The 21,098-nt window shown below is 72.8% G+C and carries 9 protein-coding genes; all 9 read left to right on the forward strand.

What is annotated here, in order from left to right; all coding sequences use genetic code 11:
• Positions 1–340 precede the first annotated feature (340 nt).
• Positions 341–1,762, forward strand: coding sequence for a type VII secretion integral membrane protein EccD (gene eccD, locus A3Q37_RS06925; protein ID WP_065479135.1), 1,422 nt, complete (start codon positions 341–343; stop codon positions 1,760–1,762).
• A 45-nt stretch (positions 1,763–1,807) separates the two neighbouring features.
• Positions 1,808–3,349 (forward strand): type VII secretion protein EccB, encoded by a 1,542-nt coding sequence (eccB, locus tag A3Q37_RS06930; RefSeq protein ID WP_065479138.1) that lies wholly within the window; start codon positions 1,808–1,810, stop codon positions 3,347–3,349.
• Positions 3,350–3,749: 400 nt separating this feature from the next.
• On the forward strand, positions 3,750–4,085 hold the full coding sequence (locus A3Q37_RS06935) for a hypothetical protein (protein WP_010069962.1): 336 nt from the start codon (positions 3,750–3,752) through the stop codon (positions 4,083–4,085).
• Positions 4,086–4,174: 89 nt separating this feature from the next.
• Entirely contained in the window at positions 4,175–4,483 is a 309-nt protein-coding gene (locus tag A3Q37_RS06940; RefSeq protein WP_030081478.1) for a WXG100 family type VII secretion target, read from the forward strand.
• Between the two features lie 108 nt (positions 4,484–4,591).
• Positions 4,592–5,065: a type VII secretion system-associated protein gene (locus A3Q37_RS06945; RefSeq protein WP_065479142.1), complete on the forward strand. Its 474-nt coding sequence runs from the start codon at positions 4,592–4,594 to the stop codon at positions 5,063–5,065.
• Between the two features lie 50 nt (positions 5,066–5,115).
• The gene (locus A3Q37_RS06950) at positions 5,116–8,616 is read left to right on the forward strand and encodes an AAWKG family protein (RefSeq protein ID WP_065479145.1); all 3,501 of its coding nucleotides are present in this window, start codon (positions 5,116–5,118) and stop codon (positions 8,614–8,616) included.
• A gap of 112 nt (positions 8,617–8,728) precedes the next feature.
• The gene (locus A3Q37_RS06955) at positions 8,729–9,184 is read left to right on the forward strand and encodes a YbaB/EbfC family nucleoid-associated protein (protein WP_065479148.1); all 456 of its coding nucleotides are present in this window, start codon (positions 8,729–8,731) and stop codon (positions 9,182–9,184) included.
• Positions 9,185–9,188: 4 nt separating this feature from the next.
• Positions 9,189–9,557: a hypothetical protein gene (locus A3Q37_RS06960; protein WP_065479151.1), complete on the forward strand. Its 369-nt coding sequence runs from the start codon at positions 9,189–9,191 to the stop codon at positions 9,555–9,557.
• Positions 9,558–9,671: 114 nt separating this feature from the next.
• Positions 9,672–21,098 (forward strand): hypothetical protein (locus A3Q37_RS06965; protein WP_255311765.1); only part of this gene is annotated, 11,427 nt, incomplete at its 3' end.

A 21,098-nucleotide genomic window follows, 5' to 3' on the forward strand; every position in this document is an offset into this window, starting at 1 on the left:
AAAGACCGCACCAGGCTGATGCATTCGGGGCGGCACATGCTCCGATGAACGCCGGGTGAATGTCTTGAGCGGATAGCGCGGAGCGGCCGACTTCCCTGACGGCCGACCCGCATACCGGATGCGAAGTCCGGTCCGCGGCACGGCCGGTGGCCGCAGGCAGTAGTCTGCATTCACGGAACGCGCCCTGTCCACGCGGGAGGGGCCCTCACCGGTGTGCGGGCACAATTTCCCTGCCGGGCCCCCGGCTTCACGGCCGCGCGGACTTTCCGTACTGTTCGCACATTCCCTCTCCCGGGGAAGTCCTCTGTCAAAGCCTGCACGGAAGACGAGAGTTCTGCTGATGACCGACAGTGCGGTGGCCGAAACGTGCCGCCTGACCGTACGTGCGCCGAGCGTCACCATCGATCTGGCCGTGCCCGCCGACGTACCGGTCGCCGACCTGCTCCCCACCCTCCTGCGGTACGTCGGTGAGGAGGCCGAGGAGGCCGGGCTCGACCACGCCGGCTGGGTGCTCCAGCGGCTCGGCGACGCCCCGCTCGACGAGGAGACCACCCTGGCCCGGGCCGGTCTCGCCGACGGCACCGTGCTCCACCTGCGGCCGCACACCGAGGCGCTTCCCGAGGCCCGGCTCGACGACCTGGTCGACGGGATGGCCGAGACGGTCGGCCGCCGACTGCACACCTGGCACGCCGGGGCGGCCCGCGGCCTGCTGGTGGGCACCGCCGTGGCGACCGTGGCAACCGCGTTGGTGATGGTGTTCCGGCCCGGCGTGGCCGACTCCACCGCCACCCGCGCCGCCTGCGCGGCCGTCGCCGGAGTGCTGCTCCTAGCGGGCGCCGGCTCCGCCAGCCGCGCGGTCGGGGACCGCCTCGGGGGCGACCGCCTCTCCGCGACCGCCCTCGGCCTGCTGGTCGCCCCGTGCTTCGCCCTGGTCGGCTGGGTGCTGCCCGGCGGCGACCTGACCGGCCCCGACGCGGCGCGGGTCGCGGGCGCACGGCTGCTGGCGGCCGGGGCAGCGGCGGCGGGCGGCGCGGTCCTCGCCCTCGCCGCGACCGCCGTCGGCGCCCCCGCCCTGCTGGCCACCGCCGTCGTCGCCGTCGCCGCCGCGGTCTCCGGGGCCCTGATGGGCTACACGAGCCTGGACACGGCGGCCGCCGCGGCACTGGTGGCGACGGTCGTCACGCTCGCCGCCGGGGCCGTGGCGCCCTTCGCCTTCAAGTTGGCCGGAATGCGTATGCCCGCCCTGCCGTCCTCCGCCGGACAGCTCCAGGAAGGCATCGACCCGTACGCGGGCGACGAGGTCGCCGAGCGCACCGAACTCGCCGGACGCTGGGTCACCGCGCTCTTCGCCGCCACCGGCACCATCGCCGCCGCAGCCCTGGCCGTCCTCACCCACACCCCGGACCTCCCCGAGACGCTGACCGCGCTCGCCCTGACCCTGCTGCTGCTCCTGCACTCCCGGGGCCTGGTCCACATCGGCCAGCGGCTGACCCTGGCCGTGCCCGGGATCCTGGGGCTGCTGCTCCTGGCCCGCGCCTGGGCGGTGGACAGCGACGCCGACGGCCGCGTGGTTGTCTTCGCGGTGCTGCTCGCCGCCGCTGCCGCCCTGGTGACCGCGTCCTGGATCGTGCCCGGCCGCCGGATGCTGCCGTACTGGGGCCGGGCGGCGGAGCTGGCCCACTCCGGCTTCGCGGTCGCCCTGCTGCCGTTCGCCCTGTGGGTGGCCGGCCTCTTCGGGTGGCTGCGCGGCCTGTTCGGCTGAGCACCCGCGTACACCGGTCGACCAGAGACGAGTTGAGGAGAGGCTGTGCAGTCCAAGCGCGACCAGGTCCAGGCCCACGGATTCATGATGGGCAGGCTCAGCTCGGGCCTGCTGACGGCCGACCCGGATGCCCCCGAGAGCCCGCTGGGACGCACCACCCGGGGCGTCGTCTTCGGCCTGCTGGTGACCGTCCTGATCGGCGCGGGCACCACCGTCTACGGACTGCTGCGCCCCGGCGGCAACGACACCTGGCGCAAGGGCGAGCACCTGGTGGTCAACCGCGACACCGGCGCCCGCTATCTGTGGACCGGCACCGACGGCGTCCTGCACCCGGTGCGCAACTACGCCTCGGCCCGGCTGATCGGCGGGTCCGACCTCAAGGCCGTGGACGTCTCCACCGCCTCGCTGCGGGACGTACCCGTGGGGACCCCGGCGGGCATCCCCGGCGCCCCGGACACCCTGCCCGACCCGGGCCGGCTCGACGCCGGGGCCTGGCACATGTGCGTCACCGGACCGGACGGCGCCCTGCCCAGCACCTCCGGCGGCGTCGCGGACGCCGGGGTGGACCGGCCCGGGGCCACCACCGTGGTCGCGGGGGCGCCGCTGGACTCCCAGGACGTCGGCGCCGGCCGCGGGGTGCTCGTACGCGGCCCGGACCGCACCGAGTACCTGGTGTGGCGGGGCAGCCGGCTCGCGCTGGACCGTGAATCCGACGCCCGTAACGCCCTCGGATACGGCTCCGAACAGGCCATGCCGGTCTCGGCGGCCTTCCTCGACGCACTCGCCCCCGGCCCCGCCCTGAAACCGCCGGAGGTCCCGGGGCGCGGCGAGAAGGGCCCGGTCATCGGCGGTGGACCGAGCACGGTCGGCCAGCTCTTCCAGGTGAGCGTGCCCGGCGGCGGCAGCACGTACCACCTGCTGCGCAAGGACGGCCTCGTGCCGCTCTCCGGGCTTGAGGCCGCCCTCGTGCTGGGCGACCCGGCCACCCAGAAGGACGCCTACCAGGGGCGTTCGCCCGAGGCCCGCGCGGTCGGCGCCGACGTGCTGCGTACCCACCGGGCGAAGGAGACGGCCGCCGGATCCACGGCCGCCGAGCTGCCCCGTACACCGCCCGCCCCGCAGTCCGCACCGCGCGGAACGGCGCTCTGTGCCCAGGTGGACGGCGGCGACGGCGGCGCCCGGATCCGGTCGGTGCTGGTCCCGCTGACCGCTCTCGCCCCCGTCGCGGTCTCGCAGGGAACCGCCCAGCCGCTGGCCGCGGCCTGCGTCCGGACCGACGCCACCGTCGTACGCCCGGGGCGCGGCGCCCTGGTCCGGGCCCTGCACGCGAGCGGCGCCGCACACGCCGGAACCACCTATCTGGTCGCGGACAACGGCGTGAAGTACCGGTTCCCGGCCAAGGACTCCCTGACCGCGCTCGGGTACGGCGAAGGGGACATCGGCTCGGTCCCGGCCCCGCTGCTCGCCGCTCTGCCGACCGGCGCGGACCTCGACCCGGCCGCCGCCTCCGGCGCCGCGGAGCCCCGGGTCACCGCCCCGAAGTGCGGCGCCCCCGCCACGGCCGGGGCAGACGACTCCCGGCCATGATCCAGACGAAACCCCCATACAGTGCCGAAGAAAGGGAAATGGGCTCTCCCGGGCTTGGGCCGGGCGCGAAGAGAAACCTCAGAAAAAGCTCAGAAATTCACCACCCGCCCCTCCGTGAATGCCGTGAAAGAGCCGTACCGCACGGCAATCGGGCCGCCGCGATGCCCGTTCGGATTCTCCCGCTGCCCGTTTCCCGTCCGCATCGACCGGTACGCGCGGACGGCGGGTGGTCCGCGTTCATTTCGCGGAAACCTTCGGACAACTCCGTTGGCATGCAAGGAATCCGACTCACAGAACTATGCTCAAATCTTCCCCGAACGCATTGCGGCGGACGGCGAGTTCTCTTTAGCCTCGGCGGGCAACGCTGCGACGAGAAGTCACTCAACGAAGGGAGCGCGACATGGCGGACAGTGGCCAGAGGCGGGCGGACTATGCCAAGGGCTTGGGCGGTGTCTCCTCGCTGGAGTCGGCCCGGGCCGCGGTCGAGAAGATCCAGAACAACGTCGGTGAGATCGCCGCGCGTTCGGGCGTCGGAGGCGACGAGGGCCAGGCCCTGCTGAAGCTGTTCCGCAGCTGGAACGGCGAGGCGCAGAAGGTCGTCGTGCAGATCAGCAAGATGATCGACGCGCTCCAGGAGAACGTCACGTCGGCCGACCGGCTGGCCAAGGAGAACCAGGACCTCACCGAGGTGCTCAACAGCAAGACCAGCCAGGGCGTCTTCGAGGCGCTGCGCTGACCCGACCCCGGCGGCGCCGGCCCCCGCGCGGAGGCCGGAACCTGTGAGCGTCCCCGGGCCCGAGGCCCGGCCACCCGAGAGGAGATGTCATGGCCGACGGCATCATCGATGTGCAGTACTCCACGGTCCGCAACGCGATCGAGGAGCTGAAGCAGCAGACCCAGCAGATCATCACCACCCTCAACAACCTGGAGGACGAGCTCAAGCCGCTCGTCACCTCCTGGGAGGGTGATGACCAGGCGATGTACCGCGGCGTCCAGGCCGAGTGGGACCAGGCGACCAAGAACATGGCCCTGCTCCTCGGCGACAGCGGCGAGCTGGTCCAGAGCATCCACGACAACCACTCCCGCGACGAGCGCCGCAGCGCCGACAACTGGGGCAGTGTGCGGGCCCGTTAGCCCTCCGGCCGGGGCCGCCTTCCTTCCGTACGCGGTGGAGGCGGGCCCCGGCCTCCCGCAGTCCCGTTCCAGTGACCCCGTCCGGGCCCGACCGCAGGAGGACGTCCCATGGCCGGTGAGCAGGCCGACGTCAAGCATTTCGATCTCAAGCAGATGGAGAACTTCCGCGACAACGAGGTGCACCCGGTCTACACGAAGGCCAAGAAGCACAAGGAGGACGGCGAGGGTGAGGGCGAGAGCCGCATCCGCCCCCTCGGCGAGCTGATCGGCGGGTACACCACGGCCGACAACCTCGACCAGGACGCCCAGCTCCTGCGCCTCGGCCTGATGAACCGGGAGAAGCTGATCTCCGGTCCGACGCTCGTCGAGAGCGTGAAAACCGTCGCGACGTCCCTCGACAAGCTGCTCGGCGACCAGATGGAACTCTTCAAGGAGCTCAAGGAAGCCCTCACCGACACCATCGAAGAGGCCAACAAGACGAAGAACAAGAACCTGGACGCGATCGACGCACAGACGCTGCTCCAGACCTTCGAAGAGGTCGACACGCTCACCAGCGGATCCTCGGGCACGGAAGAGAAGTAGCCGGCCCCCGCCCGCACCGGGGCGGACGGCGAGACGAGAAAGGGCGCGCGGTGGCCGACCGGTACGACGCATCATCCGTGGACAACGTCGACAAGTACGAGGACAGGGACGCGGCATCCACCGACAACTGGGCCGACCTCGTCACGCACATCACCGGTTACCCCGTGCCCAAGCGCGGTGAGATCTTCGACACGCTCCGCTCCGACCACGGCGGCAAGCTCTTCCGGATGGACATCAAGGAGCGCAGCCTCGGCCTCCTCGTCAAGGACTCCGGCTTCCTGCGGGACAAGGGCCAGGACTACGACATCTGGTTCTTCGACAGCGGAAAGAAGCGCTCCATCATGCAGGCCCGCATCGTCTTCGAGGGCCGCGTGAAGTCCGGCGACGAGATCATCTTCGCCGGCACCGACTCCACCGACGTCGAGAACGTGTCCGTCCGTGAGGGCAACGAGTTCACGGACTACAACAAGGACAAGTTCAGCACTATCCCGCTCGCCCGGTACATGAACGGGCCACGGGCGGCGCTGCTGGCCCTGCTGAAGGGCAACAGCGGCGACGGCCGCTTCAGCGGGCTGGTCGCCAAGGAGAACGACGTCGTCGACCTGGAATCCTTCACCAGGACAGGCCACTCCTTCGACTACGCGGCCAAGTTCTTCAAGGACCACGCACCGCTGCTGAAGGACTGGGAGGACCGCTTCGGCCGCGACGACGCGAGCTGGAAGGGCGAGGCGGCGGAGGTCTTCCGCAGCCTCATCAAGAAGATCCGCGAGAACTACGACAGTTACGTGGAGACCTTCAACGAGACGGCGGGCAGCGGGGACGCCACCGGCACCGGCGGCACCGTCTACTCCCGCGCGCTCTCCCTGGGCCGCTCCCACCTGGAGCAGGCGGCCCGGGACCTGCTGGGCCACTGGCTGACCTGGGCCCAGTCCGACTACTACGACCCGCACCGGGTGCTGCGCTACGTCCTGGACGACCTCGCCCAGTGGGTGGACACGGAGAACGTGGCCAAGACCGACATCAAGTCGTACACCACCCGCTACTCCACGACCGTCAGCCACAGCCCGCAGGCCGGCTTCTCCCAGGTACACCCCGAGTACGGAGACCTCACCGACATCGCCAACTGGGCGAAGGTCGGCGACAAGGCGGTGGACATCTGGAGCCGGGCCGTCGACGACATGCTCGTGGAGCCCGCCCGAGAAGTGCAGTCGAGGCTCAACAACCAGTTCCTGACGCTCTCCAAGGACTTCTCCGAGAACGTACCCGAGCCCAAGTCGACCGGCACGGCGAGCGAGGAGTACGAGAAGAAGAAGCTGGAGGAGGAGAAGGAGAAGATCAACGAGGAGAACGAGGAGAACCGCCGCTACCAGGAGGAGCTGCGCGAGGAGCAGCGCAAGCAGCGGGAAGAGGACAAGAAGCTCCAGGACGAGCTGCGCAAGGAGCAGGAGGAGCAGCGCGAAGAGGACAAGCGATACCAGGACGAGCTGCGTGAGGAGCAGCGCCTCCAGCGCGAGGAGGACAAGAAGCTCCAGGACGAGCTGCGCAAGGAACAGAACGAGCAGCGCGAAGAGGACAAGCGATACCAGGACGAGCTGCGCGAGGAGCAGCGGCGAGAGCAGGAGGAGGCCAAGCGGGAGGCCGAGGAACAGGCCAAGCAGATGGAGGAGAGCCTCGGCAACATCAACGGGCCGGGCGGAGGCGAGAACCTCGGCAACCTCGACGATCTGCTCAACCTCAAGCAGGACGTCCCGGTGACGGAGAGCCTGGGCGACCTCGGCGGCATCAACAACCCCGGAGGGCCCGGCGGTTCGAACGCTCCGAGCCTCGACGACGTGAACAACGCGGTCTCCGAGAACCTCGGCAGCCTCGGTGATGTGAACAACCCGGGCGGCGGCCCGCTCCCCGTGGGCCAGAACCTCGGCAACCTCGGCGGGATCAACGGCGGCCCCGGCTCCACGCGGAACACCGACGACGCGGCCAACCGGGCGATCAACGAGAACCTGGGCAGCCTCGGCGACCTCAACAGCGGTACGGGCGGCTCCCTCGACACCCCGACCGGCGGCCGGACCCAGCTCGACGGCAACCAGCTCACCACCGGCTTCCCGGACGGCAGCAGCACCTCCTTCGACCCGGACAGCGGACTGCTCACGACCACCCACCCGGACGGCAGCGTCACCACGCAGGACCTGGGCGACGGAGCCCGGGTGACCAACCCGGACGGTTCGGTCACCTCCCTCGGTGACGACGGCAAGCTGACGACGACGTTCCCCGACGGAACGACGCAGGTGGTGGACCCGAAGACCGGTCAGGCCACCTCCACGGCCCCCGACGGCACCGTCACCACGGAGAACCTGGGCAATCTCGGAGGTCTGAACGGCCGGAACGGAACGGGGGACTTGGGCAGCATCGGCGACCTGGGAGACCTGGGTGACTTGAGAGACCTGGGTGACCCGGGCAACATCAACGCCGACCTGCCGACCGAGTCACGCGGCGACCTCGGTGACCTCGGCGATCTCGGCGACCGGGAGACCATCGGCGACCTGGGTGATCTGGGGAACCTCAACACCGGCGACGCGGGCCTGAAGTCCTCGACCGGCAGTCTCACCGGGCTGGAGAACGGTGACTTCGCCACCACGTTCCCGGACGGCGGCAAGACCGTCTTCGACCCGGACACGGGGCAGCTCACCAGCATCGCCCCGGACGGCTCCAAGGTCACCACCGACCTCACCCACGGGGCCGAGGTGACCAACCCGGACGGTTCCGTCTCCTCCCTGGACAACGGCCGGTTCCTCAACTCCTTCCCGGACGGGTCCAGCCACTCCATCGACCCGGACACCGGCATCGCCACCGTCACCGACCCCCAGGGCAGGACCGAGACGGTCACCCTCGACGAGCTCAACTCGCGGGGGAGCGACGGCAGGCCGGACTTCCTGGACGACCTGCGGGACCTCGGCAGCAGCGGGGGCAGCGGCACCGGCGGCGGCATCGGTGGGGGAGGCGGGGGAGGCGACGGGACCAGCGCCCGGGACGTCTCCCTCTCGGAGCTGGGCCTGAGCGCCCAGACGGGAGCGGGCGGCTCCGGCGGCGGCCTCCCCGGGGCGAACCTCCCGTCCTCGGAGACCCTCGGCCAGGTCTCCCCGCTCTCCGACAGCGCCACGAACAACGCGACGGCCCCCGGCATCGGCGGCGGCCCCGGAGCCCCCGGCGCCCCGGGCATGCCCGGCACCCCCGGTATGCCGATGGGCGGCGGCATGGGCGGGATGGGCGCGGGCGGCGAGAAGGGCAACGGCGAGCGGGTGCGAGCCGTCCTGGTCGACGCGGCGGAGGAGAGCGAACGCCGCAACCGCCGCAGGCGCAGCCCCTGGAACCGCCAGGAGGACAGCGACACCTTCCTCACCCCCGCATCCCGGGTGGCCACCACCGGCGGCGACTCCCCGGAGGAGGAGCAGGAGCAGGGGCGCAGGCCCATGACCTCCGCCGACTACCTGGAGGAGGACGCGGACGTATGGGGCACGGAGGAGGGCGGCACCCCGGCGGTGATCGGCAGGTGATGGCCGGTCAATTCCGAGTGGCAGGGCCGGAGATACGGGAACGGCGAGGTGAACGTACGGTCATGCGTACGGACAACGGAACGATCACCAGGACGGAACGAGGGGCGCACGCGTGACGGAACCACTGGAGAAGCGCCTGGAGAAGGCCATGGCCGAACTGCATGCCGCCCAGGAGGCGGTGGCACGTACGGAGCGCGAACTGCGGTCGGCTTCCTTCTCCGTGCTCTCCTCCGACCGGGCGGTACGGGCCACGGCGGGCCCGCAGGGGGAGCTGACCGGGATCGAGTTCCTGTCGGACAAGTACCGCGACATGTCCCCGCAGGAGCTGGCCGCCAGCGTCCTGGAGGCGGCGAGCGCAGCCCGGCTGAAGATGAATCGGCATGTGATGAAGGCGATGGCTCCCTTCGCCGAACCGAGCAGCGACGTACCGGAGTTGAAGGGCTTCGAGCTGGACTGGGAGCGCATCTTCGGCCCCGAGGTCCTGCGGGAGGACGACGAGAGCACCTCGCGCGGCGGCCCGGCGACGCCTGCCTGGCGGGACGCGCTCGGCGACGAGGGAGAGGACTGACGGGATGGGGCAGCGGTACTACGTCGACCCGGAGCGTATCGAGGCGCTGGCACGGCAGTTGGAGGAGATCGGGACGCTCACCCGGTCCATGACCGAGGAGTTCCTCGACGAGCTGGCACCGACGGTCGGCTGGCCCGGAACCAACAGCGAGTTCTCGGAGAAGGCCAAGCCGCAGGAGCAGAAGGAGCGGCAGACCACCAAGGACACCATGCTCTCCATCCGGGACGCGCTGGTGGGCATCACCGACGCCACGATCGGCAACGTCCGGATGATGAAGGACACCCGCGACCGCAACATCGACGAGATCGAGCACGGCAACAGCCGCCTCGAAGCCGATGGATTCGACGGCCCGGGCGGGCATGGCCGGCGCTGACCTCCGCACCGCAGGCCGCTCCCGTACGCGACCGGGAGCGGCCGCTCCGTCCTGCCCGCGCGGACCCCGGGGCGGCCGTCGGTGAGCATCCAGGTATCGCCCGAGGTCAACGCCATGATCTTCATCCTCACCGGGGAGAAGCTCATGGACGCCGACGAGGATCTCGCCTTCGAGAGCCGTCGGCCCTACTCCGGCCTCGGGCGCAAACTGGACCGGCTGTCCTCGCTGATCGACAAGTCGATCCACGACATCGGCGAGTCCATGCCGGACGACCTCGCCTCGTCGTACGCCAAGGCGATGGGCATGCTCATCGACGACGGCGGCAAGAACTATCTGCGCGAGTTCTCCGAGCAACTCGACAGGATCGCCGAGGGCCGCCGCAAGACCTCCATGGACATCATGGAGTCCAAGTGGCAGGTCATCGCCGAGGTCATCCGGCTGCTCATCGAGATCGCCATCTATCTGGCGATGTCCTTCTTCACCGGGGGCGCCTCGGCCAGCCAGATCATGATGGCCAAGCTGCGCAGCCGGTTCTTCATCCTCACCACCCTCAGCCACCTCCTCCAGCGGCTGCACCTGGCCCCCTCGCTGACCGAGGCGTTCGCCGAGGCGTTCACCACGTTCGCCGTCCGGCTCGCGATGATGAACTTCGCCCCGGACGGCCGCCGCCCCGACTCCATCGACTGGGGCGACATCGGCAAGGCCGCCGCGTTCGGCGCGGCGGCGGGGTTCTTCACCAGCGTCTTCGAGAAGTTCGCCAAGGACATCGTCCGCAGCTTCGACGGCTCCTTCCTCAAGGGAGGCCGGGATCTCGACTTCAAGAACCCCGACTGGCGGGACAAGCCGAACGTCGACATCAAGACCAGCGGCCCGAACCCGAGCCCGAACCCCCATCCCAAGCCGGACCCCGACCTTCCCGACCCTCCGAAGGACCGCCCCGACCCGAATCCGTACGGCAACGGCAACGGCAACGGCCCCACCTCCTCGCCCGGCCCGGTGCCCGTCACCTTCCGGGACGGCCCGTTCTCCTTCCGCAACAACCCCGAGCTGTGGCGCAACAGCCAGATCCTGCGGCTCAACCTCGACCGGCCGGGCGCGCTGGCCGCGCACTACGGCCTGAAGGGGACGGCGGACTTCCTCGCCGCAGGTGCGGGCGAGGTGGTCGCGGAGATCTTGATCAAGGGGGCGTTCGACGGCGACTGGTCCTCCAGCTGGACCACGTTCGTCGGCGCGGGGGTGAGCAGCCGCGTCGAGTCCACCCTCATGGGGGCCGCGCTGAACAGCGGTGCCGAACTCCGCCACGTCATCGACAAGTTGCGCAACCAGCCGCCGCCGACCGTCTCCGGCGGCAACGGCTCGGATACGGGCGGCTCCGACCGTGCCGAGGGCACCTCCCGTGCGGACGCCACCGGCGGCGACGGCCCCGGCGCCGGGCTCTCCTCGCCGCCGCCTCCGGTCGTGCAACAGACCGCGAGTCAGGGCGATGTGAGTGGCAGTCAGTCGCCGCCGCCGTACGTGTCGCAGGACCCGCCGCCGCCCTACGTCTCGGCCGACCCGCCGCCGTACACGCCGGGACCCCTGCCGGTGACAGCGGCCGAGAACGCGCTGTGGCAGCAGGTCCACCAGGGTCCTGCCGAGGTCCGGGAACAGGCGCTGCGGGACCTGGCCGCCCTCCGGGGTTCCCAGCCGCCGGGCCCCGCCGAGATCGGCGTACACGACGGGGTGCACGACCGGCTGTCGCAGCTGCCCGAGGTACGCGTGGTGCCCACGGGGAACGGCCCGGCCGGCCAGGTGGACACCGACGAGGTGCGCCGGGCCCTGGAGAGCTTCGGCACGCCGGTGACGGTGGATGCGCCGGTGGTGGGGGAGGGGTCTCCGGGAGGCTCGTTCGGCGCAGGTGCCGGTACGCCCGGTGGGGCGGGGAGCCCGGAGGGATCGCCCGGCACCAGTACCACCGGTGCGCCTCCGCTGACCGTCGTCGTCTCCGAGGGCCCGCCGCCGCTCGCCGCGTCGCCGGAGGCGGCCGAGCTGCTGGACGGTGCCGGGGTGGACCGGGCCGTGGTGCTCGGTCCGCCGACCGGATCCGACGCGACCGGACAGCCGGTGCGCGAGGCGGTCGAGCTGACCCGGGAGGGCCCCGGTGCGCCGGTGCAGGTCCGTCCGCTCGCCGGTCCCGAGTTCGCCGGGGTGCCCGACGGCGGCCCGAACACGGCGTTCCCCGGCGCGAACGTGCTGCTTCCGATCGCCGATGCTCTCGGCGTGCCGCCCGTGATGGCAGCCGCTCCGCCGTCCGCCGCATCGGCCAGCCCGGCCCCCACGTCGGCGGCCTCACCGCCGCGTACCCTCGCGCAGGGCGGCCCGTCCGGCGACACCGGCACGGTCGAGGCCCCGCCGGGCGACCAGGCGTCGCAGACGTCCACGGAGATGCCCGAGCCGTCCACCGATACGCCGGAGCCGTCCACCGACACCGAGTCCGGTCCGGCCGACTCCGATACCGACACCGCCGGCACGCCTCGCCGTACCGAGTCCGAGCAGTACGACATCGACCCGTCCTCCGTGAAGGTCGTCTCGGGCGAGCCGACTCCCGCCGGCGACCTGCCCGGCCCGGACGTCAAGGCTCCGCCCGGCAACACCGCCCCCGAAGCCGCCCCGGACATCAAGCCCGCAGCTGTCCCGACCTCCTCCGCGACTCCCCCCGCCCCCACCGACGTACCCACCCCCTCCAAGCAGGCCGCCGACGCCCGCCCCTGGACCGAGACCGCCACCGACCTGCACCTGGAGTCGCGGCCGGACAGTGCCACGGACGCGAGCAACACCCCGGTCACCCCGATCGTCACCAGCACCACCAGCAGCAGCACACCGCCGCCCCCCACGGCCGGCCCCTCCGTCACCACGCTCGACCGGAAGACGGTGCCCTTCAGCGAGCTGCGGCGCTTCGTGCCGCAGGCGGCGTTCGCCCCGCAACCCGGCGTGGCCGTAAGGACGGTGACCATCTCGCAGAGCCCGGCCGAGGACGGTACGCCACGGAGCGCGGGCCGGGAGGCGCTGCTCGGGCAGGACAGCTTTCGCGGGGTACGCACCACCTCGGCCGAGCCCCCGACGCCGCCCGGGACTTCCGAGGCGCCGCCCGCCCCCCGTACGGTCTTCACCGGCCCGCCGGCCGCGCTCCCCGGCTCCGGCACCGAGCGGGGCGCCGACTACTTCGTGGGCCACGGCACGCCCCGTGCCGTCACGCTCGGCACGGACAATGCCGCGTACCCGACCGTCAAGGTCAGTGGGGTGCAGCTCGGCGAAGTCCTCAAGTCCTGGGCGCAGGAAGGCGACCAGGACCGGCCGCTCGTGCTGTTCTCCTGCGAGACCGGGCAGCAGCCGAAGATCGCGGGGCTGCCGGTCGCCCAGCACGTGGCGAACCGGACCGGACGCCCCGTGTACGCGCCGACCACCGAGGCCGGCACGGCGAAGGACCGGGACGGCAACGTCCGCGCGGTCCTCGGCGAAGGCCCCGACGGGCCGGGCCGGTGGCGGCTGTTCACCCCGGAGCCCGCCGGGGCCGACCTGGACGGCCTGGCGCGCGACGCCGGACTGCACGCTGGCCCGGACCCGGCCGACGCCTTCGCCCGTGCCCGTACCCTCCAGCAGGTCCGCACCCTGCGCGAGGCACTCGGCCCGGACGCCGAAAAGCAGCCGGGCAACCGGGAGCTGGTGGCGGCGCTCGCCTACGTGGACGGGCTGCGCTGGCTCGATCCGGGCACCGCCGCCCGGTACGGCGACGGCCGGATGACCCCGGACCTGCTGGACCGGATGGTCACCGACTGGCACACCGCCACCCACGGCACGAACGTCGACCCGGCCACCGGCCCCACCCCGGGGCAGTACCGGGCGTTCCTCGAAGCCGCCGCGGACCTGCGGGCGGGCGCGACCCGCGAGACGACGCTCGATGCCCTGCTGCCGCCCCCGCCGCCCGAACTGCCCCCGGACACCCTGGTTTCCCGGCCCGATGTGCTCGGCCTGTCCTACGCGCGCTCCGCGCAGATCACCTGGTCGCTGTCCGACGCCCCGCTGCCGCTGTCCGAACTGGGCCTCGGCCCCGACGACACCGCCGAGCTGGCGCGCCGCCTGGACCTTGCGGCCCCGCCCACCCGCCCGGAGAGCATCGCCGAGGACGTACAGCTGTCCGGCAAGGACACAGGGACGCCGGGCATCACGGACACCGTCCACGCGGACGGCCAGGCCTTCCGCAGAATGCCCGCCCGGGGCGACGGGGACTGCCTGTTCCGGTCGATCCTCGACACCGCGCGCAGCCACGCCGTCCCGCCCCCGTGGGCCGCACGGAACGTCGCCGGACTCCGTAGCCTGCTCCGCGACCGGCTCACCGGCTCCGAACTGCTCGCCCCGGACGTCGAGGCCACCCCCGACCCGGTGCTCGCCGTCGTCGACGACCTGCGGATGACCGCCCTGGCCGGGGTACGGGACCCGGAGGCGCGGGAGCGGATCGGGCAGCGCTGGGACCGGATCGAGCAGGCGGTCGTCAAGGACGGCGACGGACGTCGGTGGCGGCGCATCCTCCACGACAGCGGCTACCCGCACCTCGCTGACGTGGCGCCCACCCCCGCCGACGCACGGCGGCTCGGCACCGACGGGCTGATCCTCGCGGCGGCCGAACTGCCGGGCCTGTGGTCATCGCCCTTCGCCGACGCGCTCCCGCTCGCCCTGGCGCACACCCTCGACATCGAGCTGCGGCTCGTCCGGCCCGACGCGTCGGCCCCGGCGGGCACCTCCGTCACCCCGCTCAACCCGGGCGGCCGGAGCGGCACCCTGCACGTGGCGTACAACGGCGCCGACCACTACGACGCCCTGGTCCCGGCCACCGCCCTGCCCGCCGCCCCCACCTCGGCCCCGGCCCCCGCTCCCACGCCCGCCCCGGCCACCGAGACCCCGGCCGGCTCCGACGTGTTCGGGGAGTGGCTGCGGAGCATGGGCGGCGTCACCGACCTGGACGCGCCCACCGAGGAGAGCCCGGACCGGGGCGATCCCGTACCGCTGGAGACCCAGCTGGACCGGCACCGCCCGGCACGGCTGCTGACCGGCGAGGACGCCCGGCCGCCGGGCCCCGCCCCGCGCACGGTCACCTTCGACGACGGCAGCCGCCTGCCCACCGTCCTGATCAGCCCGGACGCCGACCCGAACGCCGACCCGGGCGACGGTTCCACCGGCCCGGGCGCGCGGACCACCGCCGGGGCGCCGAGGACCGGGCTCCTCAACGGCCCGGGCGTCCTCACCCTGCGCTCGCCCGAGCAGGTGGCGAAGGAGGTCTTCGACCAGCTGCCCAAGAAGCTCCGCGCCCAGTTCGACGAGGCGGAGCTGCTGCGGCTGCTGAAGGACCAGCCCGGCGCGTTCACCGCCCCGCGCGGCGCCCGCTTCGTGGGCCGGGAGAAGTCCGGGGTCGGCCACGAGATGATCGTCGAGGCCGTCCCGTACCACCGCTGGGAGCGTTTCGCCGAGGTGGGCGGCGGCACCGTCCGGCTGGACACCATGCGGCGCGGCCAGGCCGGTACGGGCGGCGGGCGCGGCGTCGGTGTCGGCCGCCGGATCGCCGGGGCGCTGGGCATGGGCCCGCCGCTCAACTGGATGCTGAAGATCGGCGTCTCGCTGGGCTGGACCCGCAGGACCGACTACACCCAGGGCACCCAGGCGTACCACCAGAGCGAGTACCGGGCCGTCGACGGGTCCCACCTGCACCTGGACGACGTCCACTACCGGGTGCGCGTCGAACGCGTCACCGAGGCCCCGAAGACCCCTGGGCCGACGCCTCCCGGGCCGGGCACTCCGCCCGCCGCCGCTCCCCGCTGGCAGCGCAGCCAGGTGCACTCCGCCGCCTTCGCCCTGCGGGACGGGCTGAGCTGGCGGCTTCCGGACGACCTCACCGTGCCGTTCAAGGGGCCGAAGCGCGCCCCGGAGACGCTCACCTTCCCGGACGGGGTCGAACCGCGGATCACCGACACGACCGCCCTCCACCTCACGGACCCGCCGGAGGATGTGGCGCTCGCCATCTCCGGTGCGCGCCCCGGCAGTTCGGCACACCGGACGCTGATCTCGTACGTACGGCCCGGGCGGCTCCTCGGACTCTTCGGGCGGCTCTCCGGACCCGTCAGCGGACCCGAGCTGACCCGGGGCAGCGGGCAGCACCCGCTGGGCCATCTGATCGTCGAGCGGTCGATCCCGCACCGGGCCACCCTCGTCACGGAGTCGGTCAAGGCCGAGGTCCGCGACCTGACCCAGACGACGTACCAGAACCAGCGCGCCCACGTCCGCGACACCCGCCTCGGCGTCCAGGTCACCGCCGGGCCGAACTACACCCTTGTCGGCCCCGAGACCGATGTGCGCCTCCAGGGCGGCCCCCTGGTCCGCACCGATCTCAGCGCGGGCCGTGGCCACTACCTCGGCGCGGACGCCGCCCGCAAGGTGACCGGCCGCGTCCGCAACCACCCGTTGGCGCTGTACCGGGTGGAGCGCACCCTGATGGTGCGCAAGGCCGGCCAGCCCGCCTCCGCCGCCCGGCCGGTCCGGGTGGTAAGCCTCGACTGGTACTCCACGCAGGACGCGCGCCGCCTCGCGGGCTGGGACAGCCGGACGCCGGGAGCGGCCGGCCCGAACCCGGACGCCGAGCCGCCGGTGCCGTGGTACCTCACCCGGGAGGACCCGGTGCACCTGGGCGGTCAGGTCCGCGCCGAGGGCTTCGTACCGGATCGGCGGCCCCCGGCCCCGGCCACCACCACGGCCGCCCCGGCGACCACGGCGACGACCACCCCCGCACCCGCTCCGGTCACGGCTGCCCCCGCCCCCACCCCTCCGGACCCTCTGAAGGCCTTCACCGACACGGTCCTGGACACGCTGCACCGCGCGTACCCGTCGCTTTTCGTCCCGCCGTTGATGCTGCGCCACCCCCATCTGGCCAAGCTCTGGTACGGGGACGGGCGCATGCGGACCGCCCTGCACAACGAGCGCCAGGTGCGCGAGGCGCTGAACCGGCCGACGCTCGCGCAGAGCCTCGACGACCTCACGACCACCGGGGTGCCGGTCACCCTCACCGAGGACGGCAAGGTCCGCCGGGGCCACCACACGCTCATCCTGCGCGCCCGCCTCACCGACCGGCGGTTCGAGACCACCCTCAGCGAACGCTCCCTGCGCAACGCCGTCATCGGCACCGAGATCTCCGGCCAGGGGCAGCAGGAGTCCACCACCCTCTCCGCCGGGGTCGAGCTGGGCATCTCGCCGCGCGACCACGCCAAGGACCCCGGCACCGGGCTGCCCCGCCAGGCCGGCAACGTCGCCCTGGGCGCCCGCTACGCCCATACGCGCACCCGCGCCACCAAGAACACCGTCGCGGTCGCCCACGATCAGCTGGCCTTCCAGAGCGGCGCCGATCTCTACAGCTACCAGGTGGAGTTGGGCGCCACCTTCGAGGGCCACCGCCGCCCGCGCGGCTGGACCCGGCTCGTCTCGGTGGGGCTGCTGGGCGCGGGCGTCTTCGTCAGCAAGGTCGCCGAGCGCCCGCTGTTCGCCCGGGGGACCGAGACCGTCGGCCGGGTGGAGCTGGCCGTCCCCGCCGCCCACGGCTCCGACCGCCACGCCCCCGCCGACCCTCCCGCCACCGGCCCCGCGCCGACGCCCGCACCCACCCCCGTACCGCGTCCCCTCTCCTCCACCGAGGCGGACCAACTCCTCGACGGAACACGGCCCTTGCCCCGGACGTCCTCGTCCGACCGGCAGCTCGTGAACAATCTGCTCAGCGCCCCGCACGTCGTCCTCAGCACCGAGGGCGGGGAGCAGCGCCAGCGGCTCGTCCAGGACACCGCCGACCGCGCCACCGGCACCTCCTGGCACGTCAGCGCGCCCGGAACCCCGATCCGCACCGCCCTGCGCCGGGCCATGGCCAACCTCGGTGTCGCCGGGCAACTCGGCCAGTACCTGGGCCCGTTCGGCTCCCGCATCACCGGGCTCACCGGCGCAGGCCCCTTCTCTACGCACTACCTCAAGGCGGCGGTCCGGGGCGAGCTGGAGAACGTACGCGTCAAGAGCGATCCGAAGCCGGGCAGCCTCGAAGCCACGATCGGCAACGAACACCGCGTCGCCGGAACCTCCGGCAGCGGATCCCGGACCACTCTCGGACTCCAGGGCGCGGTGACGCCTGTGCAGCAGGCGCCCGGTCAACAAGCCCTGGTGGGGGCGTACTCGTCCGCGCTCCAGTACGCCTGGGGCAAGGGCCGCAGCGTCTCCCAGACCCTCACCCGGGGCCGCAACACCACCCTCAGCTACGCCGGCCGGATGTATCTGGTGGTCGCCGACGCCGCCGAGACCGTGGCCGTACGGGACCGGTGGACGGCCGCGATGGGGACGGTCGGCACCCGCGCCGGGGGCCGGATCAGCTCCGCCGCCGGGCGGATCTCCGACCGGCTGGGGCGCGGCCTCTCCCCGCGCCGGGCCGCCGCCACGCTCCAGCGCATCCGCGACGCGGTGATGTTCCACCTGCCGATGCAGGACGCGATCGAGGCCGGGCTCGCCCCGGACGGACTCGGGACGGGCACACCGGACAACCTCGGCGGCGGCTACCGGCTGCCCCCGTTCCTGCGCCGCCACTTCCCCTCCCACCCCAGCGGGCAGCTCGACGCGAGCCGGGCGGCGCAGCAGCTGATGGGGCAGCTGAAGAGGCTGGGCGTGCCCTCGCACGACCGGGAGCAGGCGCTCCAGCGCGTGTCGCCGGACTTCCTCCGCTCCCATGTGCACGAGCTGACCACCGACGGAATGGCCCTGCCGGTCCACTACCGCACCTGGTCCAGCCCGCACCACCTGCCGGTCGGCGGCAGCCCCGGGCAGCTGAAGCTGACCCTGACGCCGGTGACCACCACCGTGGAACGGCTGCGTACGGGCTATGAGTTGGAGGACTACCGCACCACCGCCCGCGACGACGTCGACGGCCGGTCCCAGGACCGCGGCGCCGATGGAACGCTCAGCGCGAGCGAACGCGCCGCGGGCGGCGGGGTGTTGGCAGCGAACCCGGCGCTCCAGGGAACGGCGGCCAAGCAGCGGTCCAGCAACGTGACCGAGGCAGCCGGCAGTACCGCGATGCCCAACATCGCCACCACCCAGGCGCACGCCGAGATCGTGACCACGTACACCCTGACGGCGACCCTCGTCGACGCGTCCGGCAAGCCGCTCGGCCCCACGGTCACCGCTCCCGTCGGCAGCCTCAACGAGATCCTTCCGGCGAGCCTGCTCACCCCGGACGGCGACGGCGCCGACGGTGCGCTCACCGAGCAGGACGTGCCGGAACCCCCGCGCGCGGTCAAGATGCTGACAGCTGATCAGGCGCGGCCGGAGGCCATCGCCCGGTGGCGGACCACGGACGGGGAGACCGGCGAGAGGGACCCGGACATCCTGCCCTTCGACGATGTGATCGGCTCCGGGATCCTCGCCGTGGACATCCTCGGCTCGGCCAATGTGCAGGACGCCCTGACCCTCGCCACCGCCCGCGCCGACGGCTTCCCCGGTGACGCGGACCTCGGGAAGCGGCACACGGGCACCTCACTCACCGAACGCGTACGGATGGCCCGCCACACCCCGCTCACCGGCCTCGGCACCGCCCCGGCCCAGGCCCAGCAGGAGGCCACCTCCCAGGTCGGTCTGACCGCGGGCTTCCGCGAGGCGCTCGGAGCCGACGGCTCACCGCTGCCCACCCAGTCCTCCGCACGCCTCCTCGGCCAGTCCCACACCGCCGACTCGCGCCTCTACGCCAAGATGCACCGCAGCGGGGCCCGGCTGCTGGCCGTGGAGAACAAGCCGCGCATGGAGGCCATGCAGCGGCGCAAGACCGGCGACGCGCTGGACGCGGGCATCACCGACAACGTCGAGGGCGCGGTCAGTACGTCGCCGCTGGCGGGCAACAGCAACGCGGGCGTGACCAACCCGGGTGCCACGGTCCCGATCGGCGGTGCCAACGACGCGACCGCGCTGAGGAGCGCCACCGACACCACCCTCGGCACGCACCTCAAGGTCGTCACCGACCGCAGCATGCTCTTCGCGGTCCCCGTCAGCTGGCTCTCGGTGGCCGAGGTGGACCACCGGGTCACCGACAGCCGCCCGATGCAGGCTCTTGGTAAGCCCCAGCGCGGCCCGCGCGCCGTCGAGGCCGAAACCACCGCCCTGGTCTGGCTCCGCGAGGACATCGCCCGTGACTACGGCCTCCTGGACGACACCACCTTCCCCGACGAGGCCCGCACCGCCTGGGACGACCAGGCGAAGGCGGCGGCCGACCTCGCCACCGCCGAGAAGAACTACTACGACGCCCGCGCGAAGACCCGGGAGACCTGGCTCGACCTGAGCCCCGAGGAGCGGACCGCGCTCGGGGACGACGATCGGGCCACGGTCCTGCCGAAGGCCGTCGCCGAATCCCCGGCCGTCACCGCCTGGCAGGCAGCCCGCGACGAGGTACGCCGCTGGCAGCAGCGCCTGGACGCCGCAGCGAAGGACCACCACCGCCTCCACCTCGCCGCCACCCGTCTCACCGCCCACCACCAGGGCTCGGGCTCGGTGCCGGTGAAGGACGCGCCGCAGGAGTACGCCGCGCCGGACTGGCGCTCCGAGGCGCCGGAGCCGTACACGGTCACCGCCGCCACCGACTCCGCGCCGCGCACCCTCACCTCGCCCGACGGGCGGACGGTGCACCAGGTGCACGAAGTGCCGCACGACGGGGCCTCGTTCTTCCACGCGCTGCTCGCGACGGCCCAAGACCGGGGCCAACTGCCGTCCCTGCTGGGCCCCGGCCTCGCCGGCCGGTTCACGGCAACGCCCGGTGATCCGGCGGTCACCGCCGAGGCCGTCGACGCCGTACGCGACCGGCTCGCGTGGGCGCTGGGCGACGACAGCAACGCGGACCTGCTGGACGGTCTGGCCCTGGACGCGGGGGACACCTTCACCCAGGCCGAACTGGACTACGCGGAAATCGATCTGACGGATGCTCAGCAGGCGGAGTTCGACGCGTTCGGCCGGCTCCCGCAGACCGTCTGGCCGAGCCCGGAGCAGCGGGTGGCGCTGGCCACGGCGGCCCTGTACCGCCCGTTCGCGGCCGAGCCCACGCCCGTGGACCCGGCCGGCGGAGACCCGGCCCCGCCCGAGCGCCGGGCGGGCGACCACGGCGGCGCCGACGTGCTGCCCGCGCTCGCGGCCCGGGTCCTGGGCACACCGGTGACGGTGGTGACGGGGGAGGGGCGGCAGCAGATGTTCCTGCCGCACGGCGCCGACCCGGCGACGGCCGACGCGGCCACCGGCCCGATACTCTTCGCCGCCGATGGCTTCTTCTCCGCCGCGCTGACTCCCGGCACGACGCCGCCTGCCGCCACGGCGCTGCCGACGCCGCCGGCCACCGGCACGGGGACGGTTCCGGGCACGACAACCACCGCGACGGCCGCCGCTACGAGCCCGGGCACCGGCACGACCACCGGCGGCCGTACGGCGACCACCCCCGAGCCGCCCGTCCACCGCAGC

The sequence above is a fragment of the Streptomyces sp. PTY087I2 genome, from assembly GCF_001687325.1.
Lineage (GTDB): Bacteria > Actinomycetota > Actinomycetes > Streptomycetales > Streptomycetaceae > Streptomyces.

What these genes read in the sequence shown, in the direction of transcription:
- A3Q37_RS06960 (WP_065479151.1), top strand. Translation starts at nt 9,189, where the DNA reads ATGGGGCAGCGGTACTACGTCGACCCGGAGCGTATCGAGGCGCTGGCA.
- A3Q37_RS06935 (WP_010069962.1), top strand. Translation starts at nt 3,750, where the DNA reads ATGGCGGACAGTGGCCAGAGGCGGGCGGACTATGCCAAGGGCTTGGGC.
- A3Q37_RS06945 (WP_065479142.1), top strand. Translation starts at nt 4,592, where the DNA reads ATGGCCGGTGAGCAGGCCGACGTCAAGCATTTCGATCTCAAGCAGATG.
- eccD (WP_065479135.1), top strand. Translation starts at nt 341, where the DNA reads ATGACCGACAGTGCGGTGGCCGAAACGTGCCGCCTGACCGTACGTGCG.
- A3Q37_RS06940 (WP_030081478.1), top strand. Translation starts at nt 4,175, where the DNA reads ATGGCCGACGGCATCATCGATGTGCAGTACTCCACGGTCCGCAACGCG.